Origin of the sequence: Plantactinospora sp. ZYX-F-223 (genome assembly GCF_039649625.1) — a bacterium.
Classification (GTDB): domain Bacteria; phylum Actinomycetota; class Actinomycetes; order Mycobacteriales; family Micromonosporaceae; genus Plantactinospora.
This window is the reverse complement of record NZ_JBDJAV010000009.1, coordinates 160,677-176,308: the sequence shown is the minus strand read 5'-3', so window position 1 is coordinate 176,308 and position 15,632 is coordinate 160,677. Positions and strand designations below refer to the sequence as shown.

Here is a 15,632-nt window from a genome sequence, read left to right as displayed (position 1 = left end):
CATAGTCTCCCGACCAGCAACCGCACATCGAACGGGGAACTGATGCGCAGCGTTGGACGATCCATCCTGGCAGCGATCGCGTTGACAGCGGTCATCGGCACGACCGCCGCCTGCGGTGCGGAAGGCGACGCCGGTCCGGAGACCGACCCGAGTGCGTCCCGGGCCGCCCGCCCGGCGGTCTCCCCGGCGCCCGGCGACCACATCCTGGCGATCGTCCGGGCCGGCGCGGAACGGACCTGGGCGGTGCACGCCCCGCCCGGCTACCGCCCCGACGCGCCCACTCCGCTGGTGGTGGCCCTGCACGGCACCGACCAGAGCGTCGACCGGCTGCGGGACACCAGCGGGCTCAACACCCTCGCCGACGCCGAAGGATTCCTGGTCGCCTACCCGAAGTCGCTGAACAGGCAGTTCAGCCGAATCGCCGAGCAGGGCGACGACATCAACTTCGTCCGGGCGCTGGTCGACAAGATGGTCGAGGAGTGGGCCGTCGACCCGGCCCGGGTCTACGCGACGGGGTTCTCCTCCGGCGCCGAGCTGACGTACGCGCTCGGGGTCGAGGCGCCCGAGGTGTTCGCGGCGATCGCGCCGGTCAGCGGGGCCTTCGCCGGCGGCCCGGCGGCCAGTGACCCGAACTACAAGCCGAGCAGACCCGTCTCGTTGATCACCTTCATCGGCCGGGAGGACCGCAACTCCTCCCGGATGTACAGCGGGCTCTCCCGCTGGCAGAAGAACCTGGGCTGCACCGTGGGGAAGCCGGTCTGGGTCGACGCGACCAGGACGGTGAACCGCACGGCGAGCAGCTGCCCGGACGGCAGCCGGGTCGTCGACTACACGGTGAACGGGATGGGCCACGCCTGGCCGTCGGCGAGCGGTTACCGGGCCGCCGTCGATGCCACCGCCGCGATGTGGGAGTTCTTCGCCGCCAGTCCCCGTCGCCAGTGACGGTCTGCGCCGAGGGGCCTGTCCTCCGGGTACCCGGGACGGCCCCTCTAGTGTCTGATCGGGGTCCGCACTATCCCGGCCAACCGGTCGGCTGGGTAGGGTGTGCGGTGCCCTGACGGACGGAGGCGGTTATGGCGGCTGACAACCCTGAGGCGCCGGGGGACGAAGTGACCGAGGGGAGCCCGGCCGAGCATTACGAATCGATCCTTCTCGACGAACCGACCACCGCGGACCTCCGGGTGAAGGTGACCGAGGCGTGGCAGGAGTTCGCCCGGGCGCTCGCCGGCCAACTGCGCGGCCTGCCGACCGGTACGCAGATCGCGCTCACCCTCGACCCCACCGCCTCCGGCACCGGGGACGCCGTCTACTCGGTGAGCATCGAGATCGGCGAGGACGGCCAGGTCGACCTGCGGGCGGTGGGCAACGCCGCCCTGCCCCAGGGGTACCGGCTGGACCGGGCCGCGATCGCCGACATGATCGCGCTCGGCTGGTCGCCGCCCGGCGTGCTCGAGGGCTCCGGTGGGCACTTCGGGATGCGGGCCAGCACCAGCGAGGCGGTCCGGCTTGCCACCACCGTGTCGCGGACCCTGCGTGACGTGTACGGCGCACCACACCCGGCCTTCCTCGTCTTCCTGGTCCACGACGAGTCCGACGAGCCGCTCGCGGTCGAACCGCTCGGCACCGCCCGGCCCGAGGTGGCGGCGGATCCGACCGCCGACCTCGACCTCGACGAGGCGCTCGCGGCGGCCCGGACCGCGCAGAGCGGCAACGACGCGCTGGCCCTGGAGGACCGGGTCCGGACAGTGGTCTCGGCGATGCTGAAGTCGTCGGCGGACCAGCTCCAGGTCGACTCCGACGGCGACATCGGCATCCGGGCCGGATCGGCGATGGTCTTCGTCCGGGTCCGGGACAACCCTCCGCTGGTCGACGTCTTCTCCCCGGTGCTCACCGAGGTCGAGCCGACCGAGCAGCTCTACGTCAAGCTCTCCGAGCTGACCAACCGGATGCCGATCGGCCGGCTCTACTGCACCAACGACACCGTCTGGGCGTCGATCCCGGTCTTCGGCCGCAACTTCCAGGCGACCCACCTGATGCTGGCCGTACAGGTGATGACCGGGCTCGCCGACGAGCTGGACGACCGGCTGCACGGCGAGTTCGGCGGCCGGCGGTTCTTCGGCGAGGGCGACAAGCCGCAGAACCGGGGCTCGGGCGAGCACCGGACCGGGATGTACCTGTAGTCCCTCCTAGATGCGGATCACGCCCAGCGTGCCGAGGGTGCCGAGGTCGGTCGCCTTGATGGCGCCGTCGGAGATGGTCCAGAGCACCCCGTCGACCATCAGCGAGCGGCGGATCATCCCGCTCGACTCCGTGGTACGCGCCTCGGCGTGCTCCACCAGGCCCGCCTCGGTGAAGCCGCCGTCGGTCACCCGCAGCACCAGCGCGCCGCCGCCAAGCCTGCCCTTGCCGTCGATGCCGGCCACCTGGTACGTGGTCAGCGGCACCACCAGCGTCTTGGTGGCCGGCCAGTAGAGGAACGCGTGCGGGTCGAACTCGGCCTCGGAGTGGCCGTACCGGACGTGGTGCTGGGCGATCCGGGTCGGTTTGGTCAGGTCGGAGACGTCGAAGAGGGAGACCTGGCTGCCCTCGGTCCGCCCCTGCCGGTTGGCCTCCTGGCCGACCCCGATCAGCCGCCCGTCGCCGATCGGGTGCAGGTACGACGAGTACCCGGTGATCTTCAACTCGCCGGTGACGGTCGGCTTACGGGGATCGCGCAGGTCCACGGTGTAGAGCGGATCGGTCTGCCGGAAGGTCACCACGTAGCCGGTCCCCTCGGCGAACCGCACGCTGTAGATGCGTTCGCCCTTGCCCAGCCCGGTGACCCGGCCGGTCTCGGTCAGCGTCCGCCCGTCGGCGCGCAGCACGTACACCGCTGAGCTGGACTTCGGGTTCTGTCCCCAGGTACGCCCGCTGGTGGTGGCCACCCGGAGGTGTCCGTCCCACTCCGACAGCGCGTACTGGTTGACCAGCCAGCCGGGCACGGTGGCCGCGGTGACGTAGCGGGGCCGGTCCGGGCCGGAGATGTCGAACTGGTAGATGTCGGTCTGCTCGTCCTTCGGGTCGGGCGCCCGGTCGCCGGAGGTCAGCGACGGTAGCACCCGCCAGCGCTGGTCACTGGCGAGATAGAGCCGCGACCCGTTGCTGTAGACGGTCTCGCCGTCGGCGGCGACCGTCACCGGGTCGCCGTCGCCGAGGCTGGCGGCGCCGAGGTCGAAGCTGAGCAGGGTGACCAGCGAGGTGCCGGAGTAGACCGCCGGCCGGCTCAACCGGTCGCAGCCGACTCGGCCGGTGCTGGTCTGCCCACCGGTGCTGGTCTGGTAGCGGGGCAGCCAGGCGTCGATCGGTGCCTGGTCCACGATATTCCGGTTGGCGGCGAGGTTCTTCTTCTCGTCGGCCGGCCCCGCTGCCTTGTTCAGCGGGAAGTCGAGCCGGGGCCAGGAGCGCACCACCACCCGGACGGTCGGGCCGACCTGCCGGGCGTCGACCAGGCCGCCGTCCATCCGGTAGTCGCCGACGATCTTCGGGGCGCCGGCCAGGTCGACCAGGATCAGTCGGGGACCGACGATGGCCTGCTGCTGGTCGTCGGCGGGGGGCACGCCGGGCCGGGCCCGCCGGCTCAGGCCCGGGTGGACCACGCCGTGCTCCCGGGCCAGCACCAGTGCCCGGTCGCCGTGCAGCAGCAGGTTGGTCTCGGCCCAGCCGACGTCCGGGCCGGAGTCGAGCTTCAGGGTGCCGGTCAGCCGCCGGCTCGCCGGATCGATCACCCGCAGCGTGCCCTGGTCGACCGTCACGATGCGCCGGCCGTCGGTCTTCACCAGGTCCGGCTCGTCCACCCCGGCCTCGTGGGTGTTGGTCCCCGAGTGGCCGGATCCGGCGCCGGGTGCGGCGGCGTTGTCCCGGGCGGTCCCCGCGTCGGCGCCGGCGGCCCGCTCGGCACCACCGTCGGTGGCCTGGAACGCCGGCTCCATAGAGCCGCCCGGTAGGCCGTACGGCCCGACGTACGCCCTGGCGGCGGCGCGGAGCCCGGCCAGCGCGCTTGCGCAGGAGTCGAAGGCGACCAGCCGCAGCCCACTGGCCGGTACGCCGGTGTCGGGCGACGGCGGTGGCGGAGTGGGATCCGGCTCGGAGGTGCAGCCGGTCAGCAGCATGCCGGTCAGCGCCAGGCCGGCGACGAACGCCGTGCCGACGGTGGCGCCGGATCGAGTTCCCCGTTCGGGTGTCATGCGCGGTTCGACGCGCCGACCCGCGTCCACGGTTCCCGGCCCCGGTCACCGGTCCCCGGACACGCCCCTGGTGCGGCCGACGTCGGTCGACCGCACCAGGTCTCCTACCGGGCTGCTGCCGGGTCAGATCCTCCACCGGAGCAGGGCGAGAGCCGTCCGGGGGATCACAGCGGCGGGTAGGCGTTGCGGAGCAGCTCCTGGAACTGAGCCTCGAACCAGTGCCCGGAGAGCGGGGCGTCGGGCAGGGCACCGGACATGTTGTTCTGGTTGCGCGGGTTGCCCTCGTAGGTCGGGTCGCACATCCGGTCGAAGCCCTTGCCCTCGTCGTTCTGGATTTCCCGACTGGCGCCGTCCGACTCGCCCGGCGGCTTGATCCAGACGTACGCGTCGATGCCGGGCTCCGGAGACGCGGTCGGCCGCTCGCCGATGCCGGCACCGGACTGGTTGCACCAGTTGCCGAGGTGGATCCGGCGGTCGATGCGCGACTCGTTGACGAAGATCTCCGGGTCGGTCGAGGTGCTGGCCTGGGTCGGCCGGTTCGGGCCGCCCCAGCCGTTGCGGGAGGTGTCGATCAGCATTCCGATGTCGTTGTTGAAGCCCACCGAGATCAGCTCGTCCCGGTACGCCTGGGCGTACGACAGCTCGTCGACGTACCGGTTCCAGTCGACGAAGGTGCTGGCCTCGCGGACCGGCCGGCCGCCGACCACGGTGTTGGCGTCGAAGAACTCCTCGCGCAGTACGCCGTAGTTGGCGGTGTTGCTGATGAAGCCGTGCACGTCGTCCACGGTGGCCCCGGCGGCGGTCGCCGCCTCGTGGAAGAGCTGGGCGGCCGCGCCGAAGTTGTCGTCCCAGCCCAGCCAGCCGTGGTGGCCGATGTCGATGTAGTTGTAGGTGTTCTCCAGCGACCCGAGCTGGGCCAGCGCGTAGCCGACGCCCTCGACGTAGTTGCCGTTTGCCAGCATCTCGTCGCACTCCGGCGTCGCCGTCTCCCGCGAACCCACGTTGGTGATCAGGTTCGGCAGCGAGTCGATTTCGATGATGTTGACGATCCGCAGGTCGGCGTAGGCGGGATCGCCCATGATCTCGACGATCGGGTCGATGTACTCCGACTTGTAGATCTCGATGTCGTCCGGCCCCAGTTCGCCGTTGGAGGCGAGCGCGGCGCAGTCCCGGCCGGGCAGGTTGTAGATGACGATCTGGATCAGGTCGGCGCCCTGCTCCAGTGCCGTGTCCAGGTGCTCCCGCAGGCCACGGGCGCCTTCGGTGCCGGTGATCGCGGCGCGGCGGTCCATCCAGACCCCGGTGGGCTGGTCGGCGATCGCGGCACCGCCGCTGGCGGTGGCCTTCGCGGCCCAGTCCGGGTTCACGTAGACCGTGGCCCCCTCGTAGGGGTTGTCGATCCGGGGAGCGGCGCTGGCCTGGCTGGCCTGACCGACCAGCAGACCGGAGACGAGGGTGAAGGCCGCGGCGGCGGCCAGCCCGCGACGGGCCGGCGACCACTTACCCCGGGATAAGGGGTTCGTGTGCATCTTGACTACTCCTCGCGACGATGGCATCCACCGTTCGCCCTGGTGGGGCGTGACGGCGGCACGTTCGGATCGGGTGGTGCGGCACGATGCCCGCTCCGCGGTAGCGGGGTTCCGGCGCGCGGTCGCCCATTTCCTGAAATCGGCTGCCCTGGGCGACGTAATGTTCTTGCCCGGCTCGCGACTCAAGTACCAATTGATGGACATCATTACATGGGAACGCTCCCACCGCAACCGGAAGGAAACAGGGCAGAAGCGCCAACGTGATCGAATGCCGCATCTGCCCCGGACGGTCGCCCGGTGGGCGCTCCCGGTCAGGCCGGGGCGGCTACCACGGTGGGCGAGTCGACCAGCCGGGACAGCACGATCATGCTCCGGGTCGAGGTGACGAAGGGCTCGGCGCGGAGCCGTTCGAGGGCCTGTTCCAGGTGGGCGATGTCGGCCGCCCGCAGGTGGACCAGCGCGTCGGCCTCGCCGGAGACGGTGTAGGCGGCGACCACCTCGGGATGCCGCCGGGTCGCCACGGTGATCTGGGTCGGGGTGGTCCGCCCGGTGCAGAAGAGCTCCACGAACGCCTCGGTGCTCCAGCCGACCGCCGCCGGGTCGATGACGGTGGTGAATCCCCGGATCACTCCGGCCGCCCGCAACCGGTCGACCCGGCGCTTCACCGCGGGTGCGGAGAGCGAGACCCGGGAGCCGATCTCCGCGTACGAGGCACGGGCGTCGGCGACGAGTGACGCAATGATTCGCTGGTCCACGCCGTCGATCTGCAACGTTCCGCCTCTCTCAGGCAACGGTTCTGGCTGTTAGTAAACCTGTACCGTACCTACCCTTGGATCCGTGAACCAGCCGAGGATCCCCAGAAAGCGGACATATCTTCTGTGTCCGCCGGAGTACTTCACCGTGGAGTACGCGATCAACCCGTGGATGGACACCGCCACCCCGGTCGACCGGGAGCTGGCGGTCAAGCAGTGGCACGGGTTGCGGGAGACCCTGCTCGACCTCGGTCACACGGTGCACGAACTCGCTCCGGAACCCGGCCTGCCGGACATGGTCTACGCGGCCAACGGCGCCTTCGTGGTCGACGGCACCGTCTACGGCGCCCGGTTCCGGCACCCGCAGCGGACTCCCGAGGCGGCGGCGCACCGCTCCTTCCACGAGGCGCGGGGCGCGCGGTTCGTCGCGCCCGCCGAGATCAACGAGGGTGAGGGCGACTTCACCTACCTGCCGGAGGCGCACGGCGGCCTGATCCTGGCCGGGTACGGCTTCCGGACCGAGCCGGCCGCGCACGCCGAGGCGCAGGAGGTGCTCGGCCGACCGGTCGTCTCGCTGCGCCTGGTGGACCCGCGCTTCTACCACCTGGACACCGCGCTGGCCCCGCTCGACGACGGCAACATCGCGTACTTCCCGGAGGCCTTCTCGGTCGCCGCCCAGCGGGTACTGGCCCAGCTCTTCCCGGACGCGGTTCGGGCCGACGAGGTCGACGCGTTCGCGTTCGGGCTGAACCTGGTCAGCGACGGCCGGCACGTGGTGCTCAACAGCGAGGCCAGTGGGATGGCGGCCAAGGTCGCCGCCGCCGGCTACCTGCCGGTCCCGGTCGAGCTCTCCGAGCTGAAGAAGGGCGGCGGCAGCGTCAAGTGCTGCGTCGCCGAGCTGCGCGACTGAGCCCGCCCCGCCGGGACCCGTCCCGCCGGCTCAGCCGAGCGTCGCCAGTTCGTTGATCAGTACGTTGGACAGCACCTGCCCGTCCAACTGCACCTCGCGCAGATACCACTTCTGCTGCGGCGTACGCGGCTGGTTGAACTGCCACGGGCCGCGCGGGCTGTCGATCTGCCCGATCCGGCCGAGCGCCAGGTTGAGCTGCAACGGGTTGAGGTTCTCCCCGGCGATCCGGATCCCCTTGCCGAGCACCTGCGCGGCATCGTAGGAGGCCATCGCGTAGGTGGTCGGGGTCGAGCCGTGCGCCTTGCGGAAGGCGGAGGCGAACCGGCGGTTGGCCGCGTTGTTGAGGTCGGCGGAGTAGTTGAGCGAGGTGACGATGCCCTCGGCCTCACGCGACCTGAGCTGCCCGAGCACCGGCCCCTCGGTGAGGAAGCCCGGCGCGTAGATCGGCTTGCGGTAGCCGGCCTGGCGCAGCTTCTTGAGGAACTCGACCGCCGAGTCGCCGGAGAAGAAGCAGTAGATCGCGGCGGGATCGCGGTTGACCAGTTGGGTGATGTACGGCGCGAAGGCGTTCCGGGGCGGCTTGCCGGGGAAGTACTCGGTCCAGATCACCGGGTCGGAGATCCGCTCGTCGGATTCCCCGAAGCTCTGCCGGAAGCCCTGCACCGCGTCGAGGCCGGCGTCGTACTCCGGAGAGATGATCGCCACCCGGCCGTTCGCCCCGACCTGCTCCTTGACGTACGGCGCCAGCGCCCGTCCCGGCTCGTCGTTGATGTACGACGTACGCCAGATGTAGACCACGCTCTGCAACGTCGACGGGGACGCGTTGGAGCCGATCAGCGGGATCTTCGCCTGCTCCACGGCGTCCCGCAGGCCGAGCATGACCGCCGAGTTGACCACTCCGGTGAGCGCCAGTACCCCCTGCTTGACGAGCTGGTCCAGGGCGGCCCGACCGGATTCGGGCGTCTCGCCCTCGTCGGCGACGACCAGGTCGACCGGATGTCCGCCGAGCCGCTGGTCGTTCAGGTCGAGATAGAGCTGGAACCCGCGCAGCATCTCGTCGCCGATCGGCTTGTAGACGCCGGACTGGGCGACGATCATGCCGATCCGCACCGGTTCGTCGCTGATTGGCTCCTCGGTTTCGAGGCCGTCCGACCGGCCGCACGCGGCGGCCAGCCCGGTGGCGCCGAGCGCGCCGAGCGAGCCCAGCAGCTTGAGCGCTCGTCTGCGGTCCATCTGCGACACGGATCCCTCCCGGAGCGGCGTTGGGAGCGCAGCTCTCCCGGGGTTCTACCGGGAACGCGGTGCTGCGTCAATGCCGCCTGATCTCCCAGTTAGCCAATGTAACTCGGCCAGTACAACGGTCCACGCGCGGGACAGTGGGTCGATCAGCCCGAAGTGCTCGCACTCGGGCAGTTCGACGAAGCGCAGGTCGGTGCCGTGGGCTCTGGCAGCGTACCGGCGGCTCGGCGCCACCGGTACCTGCTGGTCCAGGGTGCCGTGCACGATCGAGGTCCGGATCGGGGGTGCCGCCGCGCGGGCCGGGTCGGCCGCCGCGTACCGGTCCGGCACCTCCTCGGGGCCGCCGCCGAGCAGTGCGGCCACCGCGCCACCGTCCAGGTCCAGCCGGTACGCCTCGGCGAGGTCCAGCACCGGGGCCAGGGCGAGCACCCCGCGTACCCCGGCCGGGGCACGCAGCGCGGCCCAGAGCGCGAGGTGTCCACCGGCGGAGTGCCCGAGCAGGATCGGCGGGCCCGGCGCCATCCGGCCGGCCGGCAGCACGGCCCCGACCAGCCCGGGCAGCGCGGCGATCCCGGCCGTGACGTCGTCGAAGGTGCCCGGCCAGCCCCCGCCTGGCTGCCCCGTCCGGCGGTACTCCAACTGGGCCACCGGGTAGCCCCGGCCGGCCAGGTCCGCCGCGAGCGGTCCGGTGTGCCGGCGGTCGTACTCGGCCCGCCAGAAGCCGCCGTGCACGACCACCACCAGCGGTCGGGCCGGACCGGCGGGTGCGGCGGGCAGGCGCAGGTCGGCGACCTGCTCGGGGTCGGTGCCGTACCGCAGTCGCAGGTCAGGTGGCGGCGCCGGCCGATCGAGCACCTCCCGCGGATCGGCGGGAGGGGCGGCGGGACGGTCTTCGGCCATGGTGCGACCGTACGGTGCGGGCACCGCCACCAGCCGTTGGGAGGGGGAGCGGCACCGCGCCCGCTCGCCGGCGGTGGGCGGCGCGTGTCGCGGGAGGTCGTTGCGGGAAGATGGGGGCATGACCGACGTGCCACGTTCCCAGGAAGACAACGACGACTCGGCTCCAGCGGGCAAGCGCCCCGGCGGCGGCGCCGTGCTGGTGGTCGGCCCGGACGGGCGCCCGGTCGGCACCGTGCCGACCGACGGCGAGACGCCTGGCGAGGACCCGTCGCGGTTGATCGAGCAGCCGGCGAAGGTGATGCGGATCGGCAGCATGATCAAGCAGTTGCTGGAGGAGGTCAAGGCCGCGCCGCTCGACGACGCCAGCCGGCACCGGCTGCGGGAGATCCACCAGCGGTCGATCGTCGAGCTGGAGGACGGGCTCGCCCCGGAGCTGCGGGAGGAGTTGGAGCGGCTGTCCCTGCCGTTCGGCGAGGACGCCGCGCCGAGCGAGGCGGAGCTGCGGATCGCCCAGGCCCAACTGGTCGGCTGGCTGGAAGGGCTGTTCCACGGCATCCAGGCGGCGCTGGTCGCCCAGCAGATGGCGGCCCGGATGCAGTTGGAGCAGATGCGTTCCGGTGGGCGTCCCGCGCTGCCGATGGGCCCCGCCGGCACACTTCCGGGCATGCCGGGCGGCAATGCCGGGCAACCCGGTGAGGGTCCCGGTCCCGGCCAGTACCTCTAACTCCCCCGACCACCGATCGGCCCGGTCGGGCCCACGAGCCCGGCCGGGCCGGAACCAGAGCGCTGCCGGTCAGGCCGGGTCGGCGATCCGGTCCGCGGCGTGGCTGCCCGGTCCGGCGGCGTCGGCGCCGCCCGCCGGGTCGGAGTCGAGCAGCGCCTCCAGGTACGCCGCCACCCCGTCCTCCTCGTTGCTCGCCGTCACGTCACCGGCGATCTCCAGTACGGCCGGATGCGCGTTCGCCACCGCCACCGCCCGGCCGACCCAGGTCAGCATCGGTACGTCGTTCGGCATGTCCCCGAAGGCGACCACGTCGGCGGCGTCCACCCCGTGCCGGGTGCAGTACCATGCCAGCCCGGCCGCCTTGGTCACCCCGGCCGCCGAGATCTCGATCAGTCCGCTGTACGACGAGTGGGTCGCCTCGGCGAGCCCGGCCAGTGCCCCGGCCACCACCTTCACGAAGACGTCCGGGTCCTGTGTGCCGGCTCGGGCCAGCAGTTTCACCGCCGGTACGGCGTGCAGGTCGGCCGGACTCTCGATCGTCCGGATGTCGGGGTAGCCCCGATCCCAGCTCAGCGGATAGTCCACCTCGTGCCGGATCTCGCGGCCGTCGGTCACCTCCACCGCGAAGGTCACCCCGGGCACCTCGGCGCGGAGCCGCTGGACCACCTCGGCGAGCAGGTCCGGAGCGAGCGGGTCGGCCCGGAGCACCTGGTCGGCGACCGGGTCGTAGACCACCGCCCCGTTGGCGCAGACCGTCGGCAGCGGCAGGCCCAGTTGGTCGTAGACGTGCTGGAGCCAGCGGATCGGGCGGCCGGTCACCAGGACCACGCCGACGCCCTCGGCGGAGATCCGCGAGATCGCTTCGACGGTACGCGGGCTGACCGTCCGGTCCGCCCGCAGCAGCGTGCCGTCGAGATCCGTGGCCACCAGCCGAGGTAGTCGTCCCATCAACGCGAGAGTAGTCGATCGAGGTAGACCGCGACCCCGTCGTCGTCGTTGCGCAGGGTCACCTCGTCGGCGGCCCGCCGCACCGTGGGGTGGGCGTTGGAGACCGCCACCCGGGCCCAGCCGGCCCACTCGAACATCGGCAGGTCGTTGGGCATGTCCCCGAAGACCAGCACCTCGGCGGGGTCGACGCCGAGGGTCTGGGCCACCACGGCCAGCCCGGTCGCCTTGTCCACCCCGGGCGGGCAGATCTCGATGAAGCCGAGCCCGGCCTGGGTGATCGAGGCCCACTCCGCCGGTATCAGCCGGCGGGCCGTCGCGAGCAGGGTGTCGACGTCGTGGTCGGGAGTCCGGGCGAACGCCTTGATCACGTCGCTGCCCAGGCAGTCGACCCGGGCCCGCGCCTCGAACCGGTCCTGGTACGGCCAGGTCGCGTCGAAATCACCCCAGAGTGGGGCACCCGGTGCGTCCAGCGCCTCGACCATCACGGTCATCGGCCCCACCTCGGCCTCCAGCACCCGGAGCAGCTCGGCCAGGGACGCACCGGGCAACCGCTCGTCCCGCAGGATCACCGGCCCGGCCGGGTCGGTCTGGTCGACCACCCGGCCGCCGCCGGCCATCACCAGGAAGTCGGCGGCCCGGATGTCGTTGCGGGTGAGCTCGGCCAACCGGGGCCCGCGACCGGTGGCGCCCACCACCGGAATGCCGGCGGCCCGGACCCGGTCCAGCACCTCGTGGGTGTACGCCGAGACGGTCTCGTCGGTGCGCACCAGCGTCCCGTCGAGGTCGGTGGCGATCAGCTTCGGCAACCCGGGTCGGGGCATGGCTCCTCCTCCAGCCCGCCGCCCGCCAGGCTCGGAGAAGTCGCCGGAACTGCTGCTACCGGGTCAGCTGGCGGTGACGGGGCAGCAACCGTATCTCACCTTCCGGGGTGGCTCCATGACATTTGTGTGAAGTGCTCTTCACCGGGAGGGGTTCACTTCGGTTCGAGTACGTCCCGACCGCCGACGTACGGCTGGAGGGCCTTGGGGACCCGTACCGAGCCGTCCGGTTGCTGGTGGTTCTCCAGGATCGGTACCAGCCAGCGGGTGGTGGCCAGGGTGCCGTTCAGGGTCGCGGCCGTCTGCGGGCGGCCCTGATCGTCCCGGTATCGCACGTTCAGCCGCCGGGCCTGGAAGGTGGTGCAGTTGGAGGTCGAGGTGACCTCCCGGTAACGGCCCTGCGACGGCACCCACGCCTCGCAGTCGTACTTGCGGGCCGCGCTGCTGCCCAGGTCACCCGCTGCCACGTCGATCACCCGGTAGGGCAGCTCGACCTTGGCCAGCATCTCCTCCTCCCAGGCCAGCAGCCGGAGGTGCTCGTCGTGCGCCTCCTCCGGCCGGCAGTAGGAGAACATCTCGACCTTGTCGAACTGGTGTACCCGCATGATGCCCCGGGTGTCCCGGCCGTACGAGCCGGCCTCCCGGCGGTAGCAGGACGACCATCCGGCGTACCGCACCGGCTCGGTCAGGTCCAGGATCTCCCCCGAGTGGTACGCCGCCAGCGGCACCTCGCTGGTGCCGACCAGGAACAGGTCGTCGGCCTCCAGCCGGTAGACCTCGCTGGCGTGCGAGCCGAGGAACCCGGTGCCCTCCATCGCCTCCGGCTTCACCAGCGACGGGGTGATGGTCGGGACGAAGCCGTACTCCACCGCCTGGGCGACGGCGAGTTGCAGCAGGCCGAGCTGGAGCAGCGCGCCCACCCCGGTCAGGTAGTAGAACCGGCTGCCCGAGGTCTTCGCGCCGCGCTCGACGTCGATCGCCCGCAGTGCCTCGCCCAGTTCCAGGTGGTCGCGCGGGTTTTCGATCTCGGGCCGGGTGCCGACCTCGCGGAGCAGCACGAAGTCGTCCTCGCCGCCGGGCGGAGTGCCCTGCTCGACCACGTTCGGGATCGCGTACTGCGCCCGGCGCAGCGCCGCCTCGGCCGCGCCGACCGCGGCCTCGGCCGCCTTCACCTCGGCGGAGAGGTCCTTGGTCCGGGCGAGCAGCCCGGCCTTCTCCGCCGGGTCGGCCTTTGGCATCCGCTTGCCGAGCTGCTTCTGCTCGGCCCGGAGCGCCTCGAAACGCCCGACCGCCGCCCGCCGCTCCTCGTCGGCCCGCAGCAGGTCGTCGACCACGGACTCGGACTCGCCACGGGCACGCTGGCTGGCACGTACGGTATCCGGATCGTCGCGGAGCAGACGCAGGTCAATCACGGGAACCGAGCCTACCGGTGCGCGGCGGGGCAGGTGTATCGAGATACGCCCGGCCGACGCGCGGCCCGGTCGGGGCGGTGGCGGCCCCCGTCCCCGGCATCCGGACCGTGGCCCTGGCCGAATCCGTGCCAGGCCGGCCGGCGGGGACGGCTCAGCGCGCGAACGGCTTGGTCGGGGTCACCGTCAGGTCGATCGGTGGCGGCCGGCCGTCGTCATCGTCGGCCACCTCCGCAGTGCCGGCCGCCCGGGGCCGCCGCCACGGCCAGTCGGACTCCTCCGCCGGCAGGGGTCCGGCCGGTGCGCCCGGCTCGGCGGCCGGCGCCGGTGCGACCGCGCTCCGCCGGACGAAACGCCCGGCGAGCAGCAGGGCCAGCCCGAACCCGCCGGTGCCGACGTACGCCAGCACGAGGCCCTGGCCGTACTCGATGACCATCCCGTCCAGTTGGCCGTACATCTGCCAGCGGTCGGCCAGGGTGTCGAGCGAGCCGGTGGTGGCGACCAGTACCCCGAGCACCGCCCCGGACACGGCCAGCCCGACGACCCGGGCGTTGTGGCGTACCCCGGGCGAGCCGAACAGGACCAGCGCCAGGCAGCCGAGCACGCCGAAGACCCCGACCAGGTACGCCGTGCCGAACGTCGACATGTCCACCACGCCGCTGCCCAGGGCGACCGCGTTCTCGGCACCCTCGACCGTCATGCTGGTGACCGCCCAGTCGCCGATCAGCGAGGCGAAGACGGCTGCCGCCCCGGCGGCACCGACCACCGGCACCAACCGGCTGTCCCGGCCGAGCCGGCGCAGGGCGAGCCCGGCCCGCCCCCCGGTACCCGGGCGGTCGCCCCACGACACGATGCTGGCACCGTCCGGTGTGGGTTCCGCGTCGTCGCCCGGGCGTGCCGGATCCTCCGGGCCGGTGTCCCGACGGCCGTCCGGCCCGTCCTGGCGGGGGATGGAGACGTCGTCGGGCATCGCTGACCCCTTCCACGGCGGACTCCTGCCATCGATGATGGCACAGCGGCCGCGGACCGGCCCCGTACCGCTTGGGCCCGGATGGTCCGCGTCCTGGCCGGGGTCGTCGCGTCGCCGGTCGCTTTGAGCTAGCGTCGGCACCATGCCTATCCGCACCGCATCCGCCCGCTGGCAGGGCAATCTCACCGAAGGTTCCGGCACGATCCGCACCGGCAAGGGCGGGTTGCAGGGGAACTACTCGTTCAAGTCCCGCTTCGAGGAGGGCGAGGGCACCAACCCGGAGGAGCTGATCGGCGCGGCGCACGCCGGCTGCTTCTCGATGGCCTTCTCCAAGGCTCTCGCCGACGCCGGATTCACGCCGACCTCGGTCGAGACCACCGCCCAGGTGCACCTCGACAAGACCGACGCCGGCATGACGGTGACCCGGATCGACCTCGACACCGTCGGCGACGTGCCGGGGATCGACGAGGCCGAGTTCAACAAGCTCGCCGAGGCCGCCAAGGCGGGTTGCCCGATCTCCCGGCTGCTCTCGCCCGGGGCCGAGATCTCGCTCAACGCCCGCCTCGCCGCCTGATCCTGGCGAAACCTCCCCACCCATCCCTCGATCGCGGTGGTCAGGGCACTTCCCGGTACGCCGCCGAGCGCGGCGCCGCCGGCCCTGATCATCGCGATCGTCGACGTTTGTGGCGCGTCCGGTGCGTCCCGGACGGCCGTCGCGCCTCACGACGGGCGCCGGCCCACCCGGTCAGGTGCGGCACAATTGGGCGGTGCCGGTCGAGATGAGCCGCGAGCGTTTCGAGGAACTGGTCGCCGAGGCCCTCGACGAGGTGCCGGAGGGACTGCTCAACCTGATGAGCAACGTCGTCATCCTGGTGGAGGACGACTCGCCGGAGGACGGCCCCGAACTCCTCGGCCTCTACGAGGGCCACGCGCTGACCAGCCGGGGCTGGGACTACGCCGGGGTGCTGCCCGACCGGATCTTCATCTACCGTCGGCCGATCCTGCGGATCTGCGACACCGAGGACGACGTCGTCGACGAGGTCGCGATCACGGTGGTGCACGAGATCGCCCACCACTTCGGCATCGACGACGACCGGCTGCACGACCTGGGCTGGGCCTGAACCAGCGACCTCGGCCGCGCCTGGCCGGTCCCGGACCTGCCTGACCACCGGGAACGGCCGCCCCCGGGAACTGCCTGGTTGCGCCGGTT

At 71.9% G+C, this 15,632-nt stretch carries 15 protein-coding genes; 6 read left to right on the top strand and 9 right to left on the bottom strand.

The features are described 5' to 3' along the window. Positions 1-81: 81 nt before the first annotated feature. Together AAH979_RS11960 and AAH979_RS11955 are read left to right on the top strand one after the other, a co-directional pair. On the top strand, positions 82-942 hold the full coding sequence (locus tag AAH979_RS11960) for a PHB depolymerase family esterase (protein ID WP_346258136.1): 861 nt from the start codon (positions 82-84) through the stop codon (positions 940-942). Positions 943-1,073: 131 nt separating this feature from the next. Beyond that, entirely contained in the window at positions 1,074-2,180 is a 1,107-nt protein-coding gene (locus tag AAH979_RS11955; RefSeq protein ID WP_346258135.1) for a hypothetical protein, read from the top strand. 6 nt (positions 2,181-2,186) lie between these two features. Here the strand turns inward: AAH979_RS11955 and AAH979_RS11950 are convergent, their stop codons facing one another. The 3 genes from AAH979_RS11950 to AAH979_RS11940 form a co-directional block, all read right to left on the bottom strand. Next, positions 2,187-4,223, bottom strand: a complete 2,037-nt coding sequence (locus AAH979_RS11950; protein WP_346258134.1) for a beta-propeller domain-containing protein — start codon at positions 4,221-4,223, stop codon at positions 2,187-2,189. A 164-nt stretch (positions 4,224-4,387) separates the two neighbouring features. Further along, on the bottom strand, positions 4,388-5,752 hold the full coding sequence (locus AAH979_RS11945) for a glycoside hydrolase family 6 protein (RefSeq protein ID WP_346258133.1): 1,365 nt from the start codon (positions 5,750-5,752) through the stop codon (positions 4,388-4,390). A gap of 311 nt (positions 5,753-6,063) precedes the next feature. After that, on the bottom strand, positions 6,064-6,522 hold the full coding sequence (locus tag AAH979_RS11940) for an Lrp/AsnC family transcriptional regulator (protein ID WP_346258196.1): 459 nt from the start codon (positions 6,520-6,522) through the stop codon (positions 6,064-6,066). Positions 6,523-6,589: 67 nt separating this feature from the next. Between AAH979_RS11940 and ddaH the strand changes: the two genes are divergently transcribed. Further along, positions 6,590-7,414 (top strand): dimethylargininase, encoded by an 825-nt coding sequence (gene ddaH, locus AAH979_RS11935; RefSeq protein WP_346258132.1) that lies wholly within the window; start codon positions 6,590-6,592, stop codon positions 7,412-7,414. Between the two features lie 30 nt (positions 7,415-7,444). Here ddaH and AAH979_RS11930 read toward each other — a convergent pair whose 3' ends face one another. After that, positions 7,445-8,656 carry an ABC transporter substrate-binding protein gene (locus AAH979_RS11930; RefSeq protein ID WP_346258131.1) on the bottom strand — a complete coding sequence of 404 codons (1,212 nt, stop codon included), beginning with the start codon at positions 8,654-8,656 and terminating at the stop codon, positions 7,445-7,447. A gap of 45 nt (positions 8,657-8,701) precedes the next feature. Further along, on the bottom strand, positions 8,702-9,553 hold the full coding sequence (locus tag AAH979_RS11925) for an alpha/beta hydrolase (RefSeq protein WP_346258130.1): 852 nt from the start codon (positions 9,551-9,553) through the stop codon (positions 8,702-8,704). Between the two features lie 118 nt (positions 9,554-9,671). Between AAH979_RS11925 and AAH979_RS11920 the strand changes: the two genes are divergently transcribed. Then, positions 9,672-10,277, top strand: a complete 606-nt coding sequence (locus tag AAH979_RS11920; RefSeq protein WP_346258129.1) for a bacterial proteasome activator family protein — start codon at positions 9,672-9,674, stop codon at positions 10,275-10,277. Positions 10,278-10,346: 69 nt separating this feature from the next. Here AAH979_RS11920 and AAH979_RS11915 read toward each other — a convergent pair whose 3' ends face one another. The 4 genes from AAH979_RS11915 to AAH979_RS11900 all read right to left on the bottom strand — a co-directional run bounded on the left by AAH979_RS11915 (position 10,347) and on the right by AAH979_RS11900 (position 14,422). Further along, positions 10,347-11,225 (bottom strand): HAD family hydrolase, encoded by an 879-nt coding sequence (locus AAH979_RS11915; protein WP_346258128.1) that lies wholly within the window; start codon positions 11,223-11,225, stop codon positions 10,347-10,349. Further along, positions 11,225-12,046, bottom strand: a complete 822-nt coding sequence (locus AAH979_RS11910) for an HAD family hydrolase (protein WP_346258127.1) — start codon at positions 12,044-12,046, stop codon at positions 11,225-11,227. The genes AAH979_RS11915 and AAH979_RS11910 overlap by 1 nt, the downstream gene beginning before the upstream one ends. Before the next feature lie 152 nt (positions 12,047-12,198). Then, entirely contained in the window at positions 12,199-13,455 is a 1,257-nt protein-coding gene (serS, locus tag AAH979_RS11905) for a serine--tRNA ligase (protein ID WP_346258126.1), read from the bottom strand. 151 nt (positions 13,456-13,606) lie between these two features. Continuing rightward, positions 13,607-14,422: a hypothetical protein gene (locus AAH979_RS11900; RefSeq protein WP_346258125.1), complete on the bottom strand. Its 816-nt coding sequence runs from the start codon at positions 14,420-14,422 to the stop codon at positions 13,607-13,609. 142 nt (positions 14,423-14,564) lie between these two features. On the opposite strand from AAH979_RS11900, the gene AAH979_RS11895 reads away from it, so the two are divergent. Both AAH979_RS11895 and AAH979_RS11890 read left to right on the top strand, forming a co-directional pair. Then, on the top strand, positions 14,565-14,996 hold the full coding sequence (locus AAH979_RS11895) for an OsmC family protein (RefSeq protein ID WP_346258124.1): 432 nt from the start codon (positions 14,565-14,567) through the stop codon (positions 14,994-14,996). 205 nt (positions 14,997-15,201) lie between these two features. Further along, on the top strand, positions 15,202-15,543 hold the full coding sequence (locus AAH979_RS11890) for a metallopeptidase family protein (protein WP_346258123.1): 342 nt from the start codon (positions 15,202-15,204) through the stop codon (positions 15,541-15,543). Positions 15,544-15,632: the final 89 nt, after the last annotated feature.

Coding starts and splice junctions, on each gene's coding strand:
- AAH979_RS11890 (WP_346258123.1), top strand. CDS start 15,202: ATGAGCCGCGAGCGTTTCGAGGAACTGGTCGCCGAGGCCCTCGACGAG.
- AAH979_RS11925 (WP_346258130.1), bottom strand. CDS start 9,553: ATGGCCGAAGACCGTCCCGCCGCCCCTCCCGCCGATCCGCGGGAGGTG.
- AAH979_RS11955 (WP_346258135.1), top strand. CDS start 1,074: ATGGCGGCTGACAACCCTGAGGCGCCGGGGGACGAAGTGACCGAGGGG.
- AAH979_RS11895 (WP_346258124.1), top strand. CDS start 14,565: ATGCCTATCCGCACCGCATCCGCCCGCTGGCAGGGCAATCTCACCGAA.
- AAH979_RS11920 (WP_346258129.1), top strand. CDS start 9,672: ATGACCGACGTGCCACGTTCCCAGGAAGACAACGACGACTCGGCTCCA.
- AAH979_RS11915 (WP_346258128.1), bottom strand. CDS start 11,225: ATGGGACGACTACCTCGGCTGGTGGCCACGGATCTCGACGGCACGCTG.
- AAH979_RS11945 (WP_346258133.1), bottom strand. CDS start 5,752: ATGCACACGAACCCCTTATCCCGGGGTAAGTGGTCGCCGGCCCGTCGC.
- AAH979_RS11900 (WP_346258125.1), bottom strand. CDS start 14,422: ATGCCCGACGACGTCTCCATCCCCCGCCAGGACGGGCCGGACGGCCGT.
- AAH979_RS11910 (WP_346258127.1), bottom strand. CDS start 12,046: ATGCCCCGACCCGGGTTGCCGAAGCTGATCGCCACCGACCTCGACGGG.
- AAH979_RS11950 (WP_346258134.1), bottom strand. CDS start 4,223: ATGACACCCGAACGGGGAACTCGATCCGGCGCCACCGTCGGCACGGCG.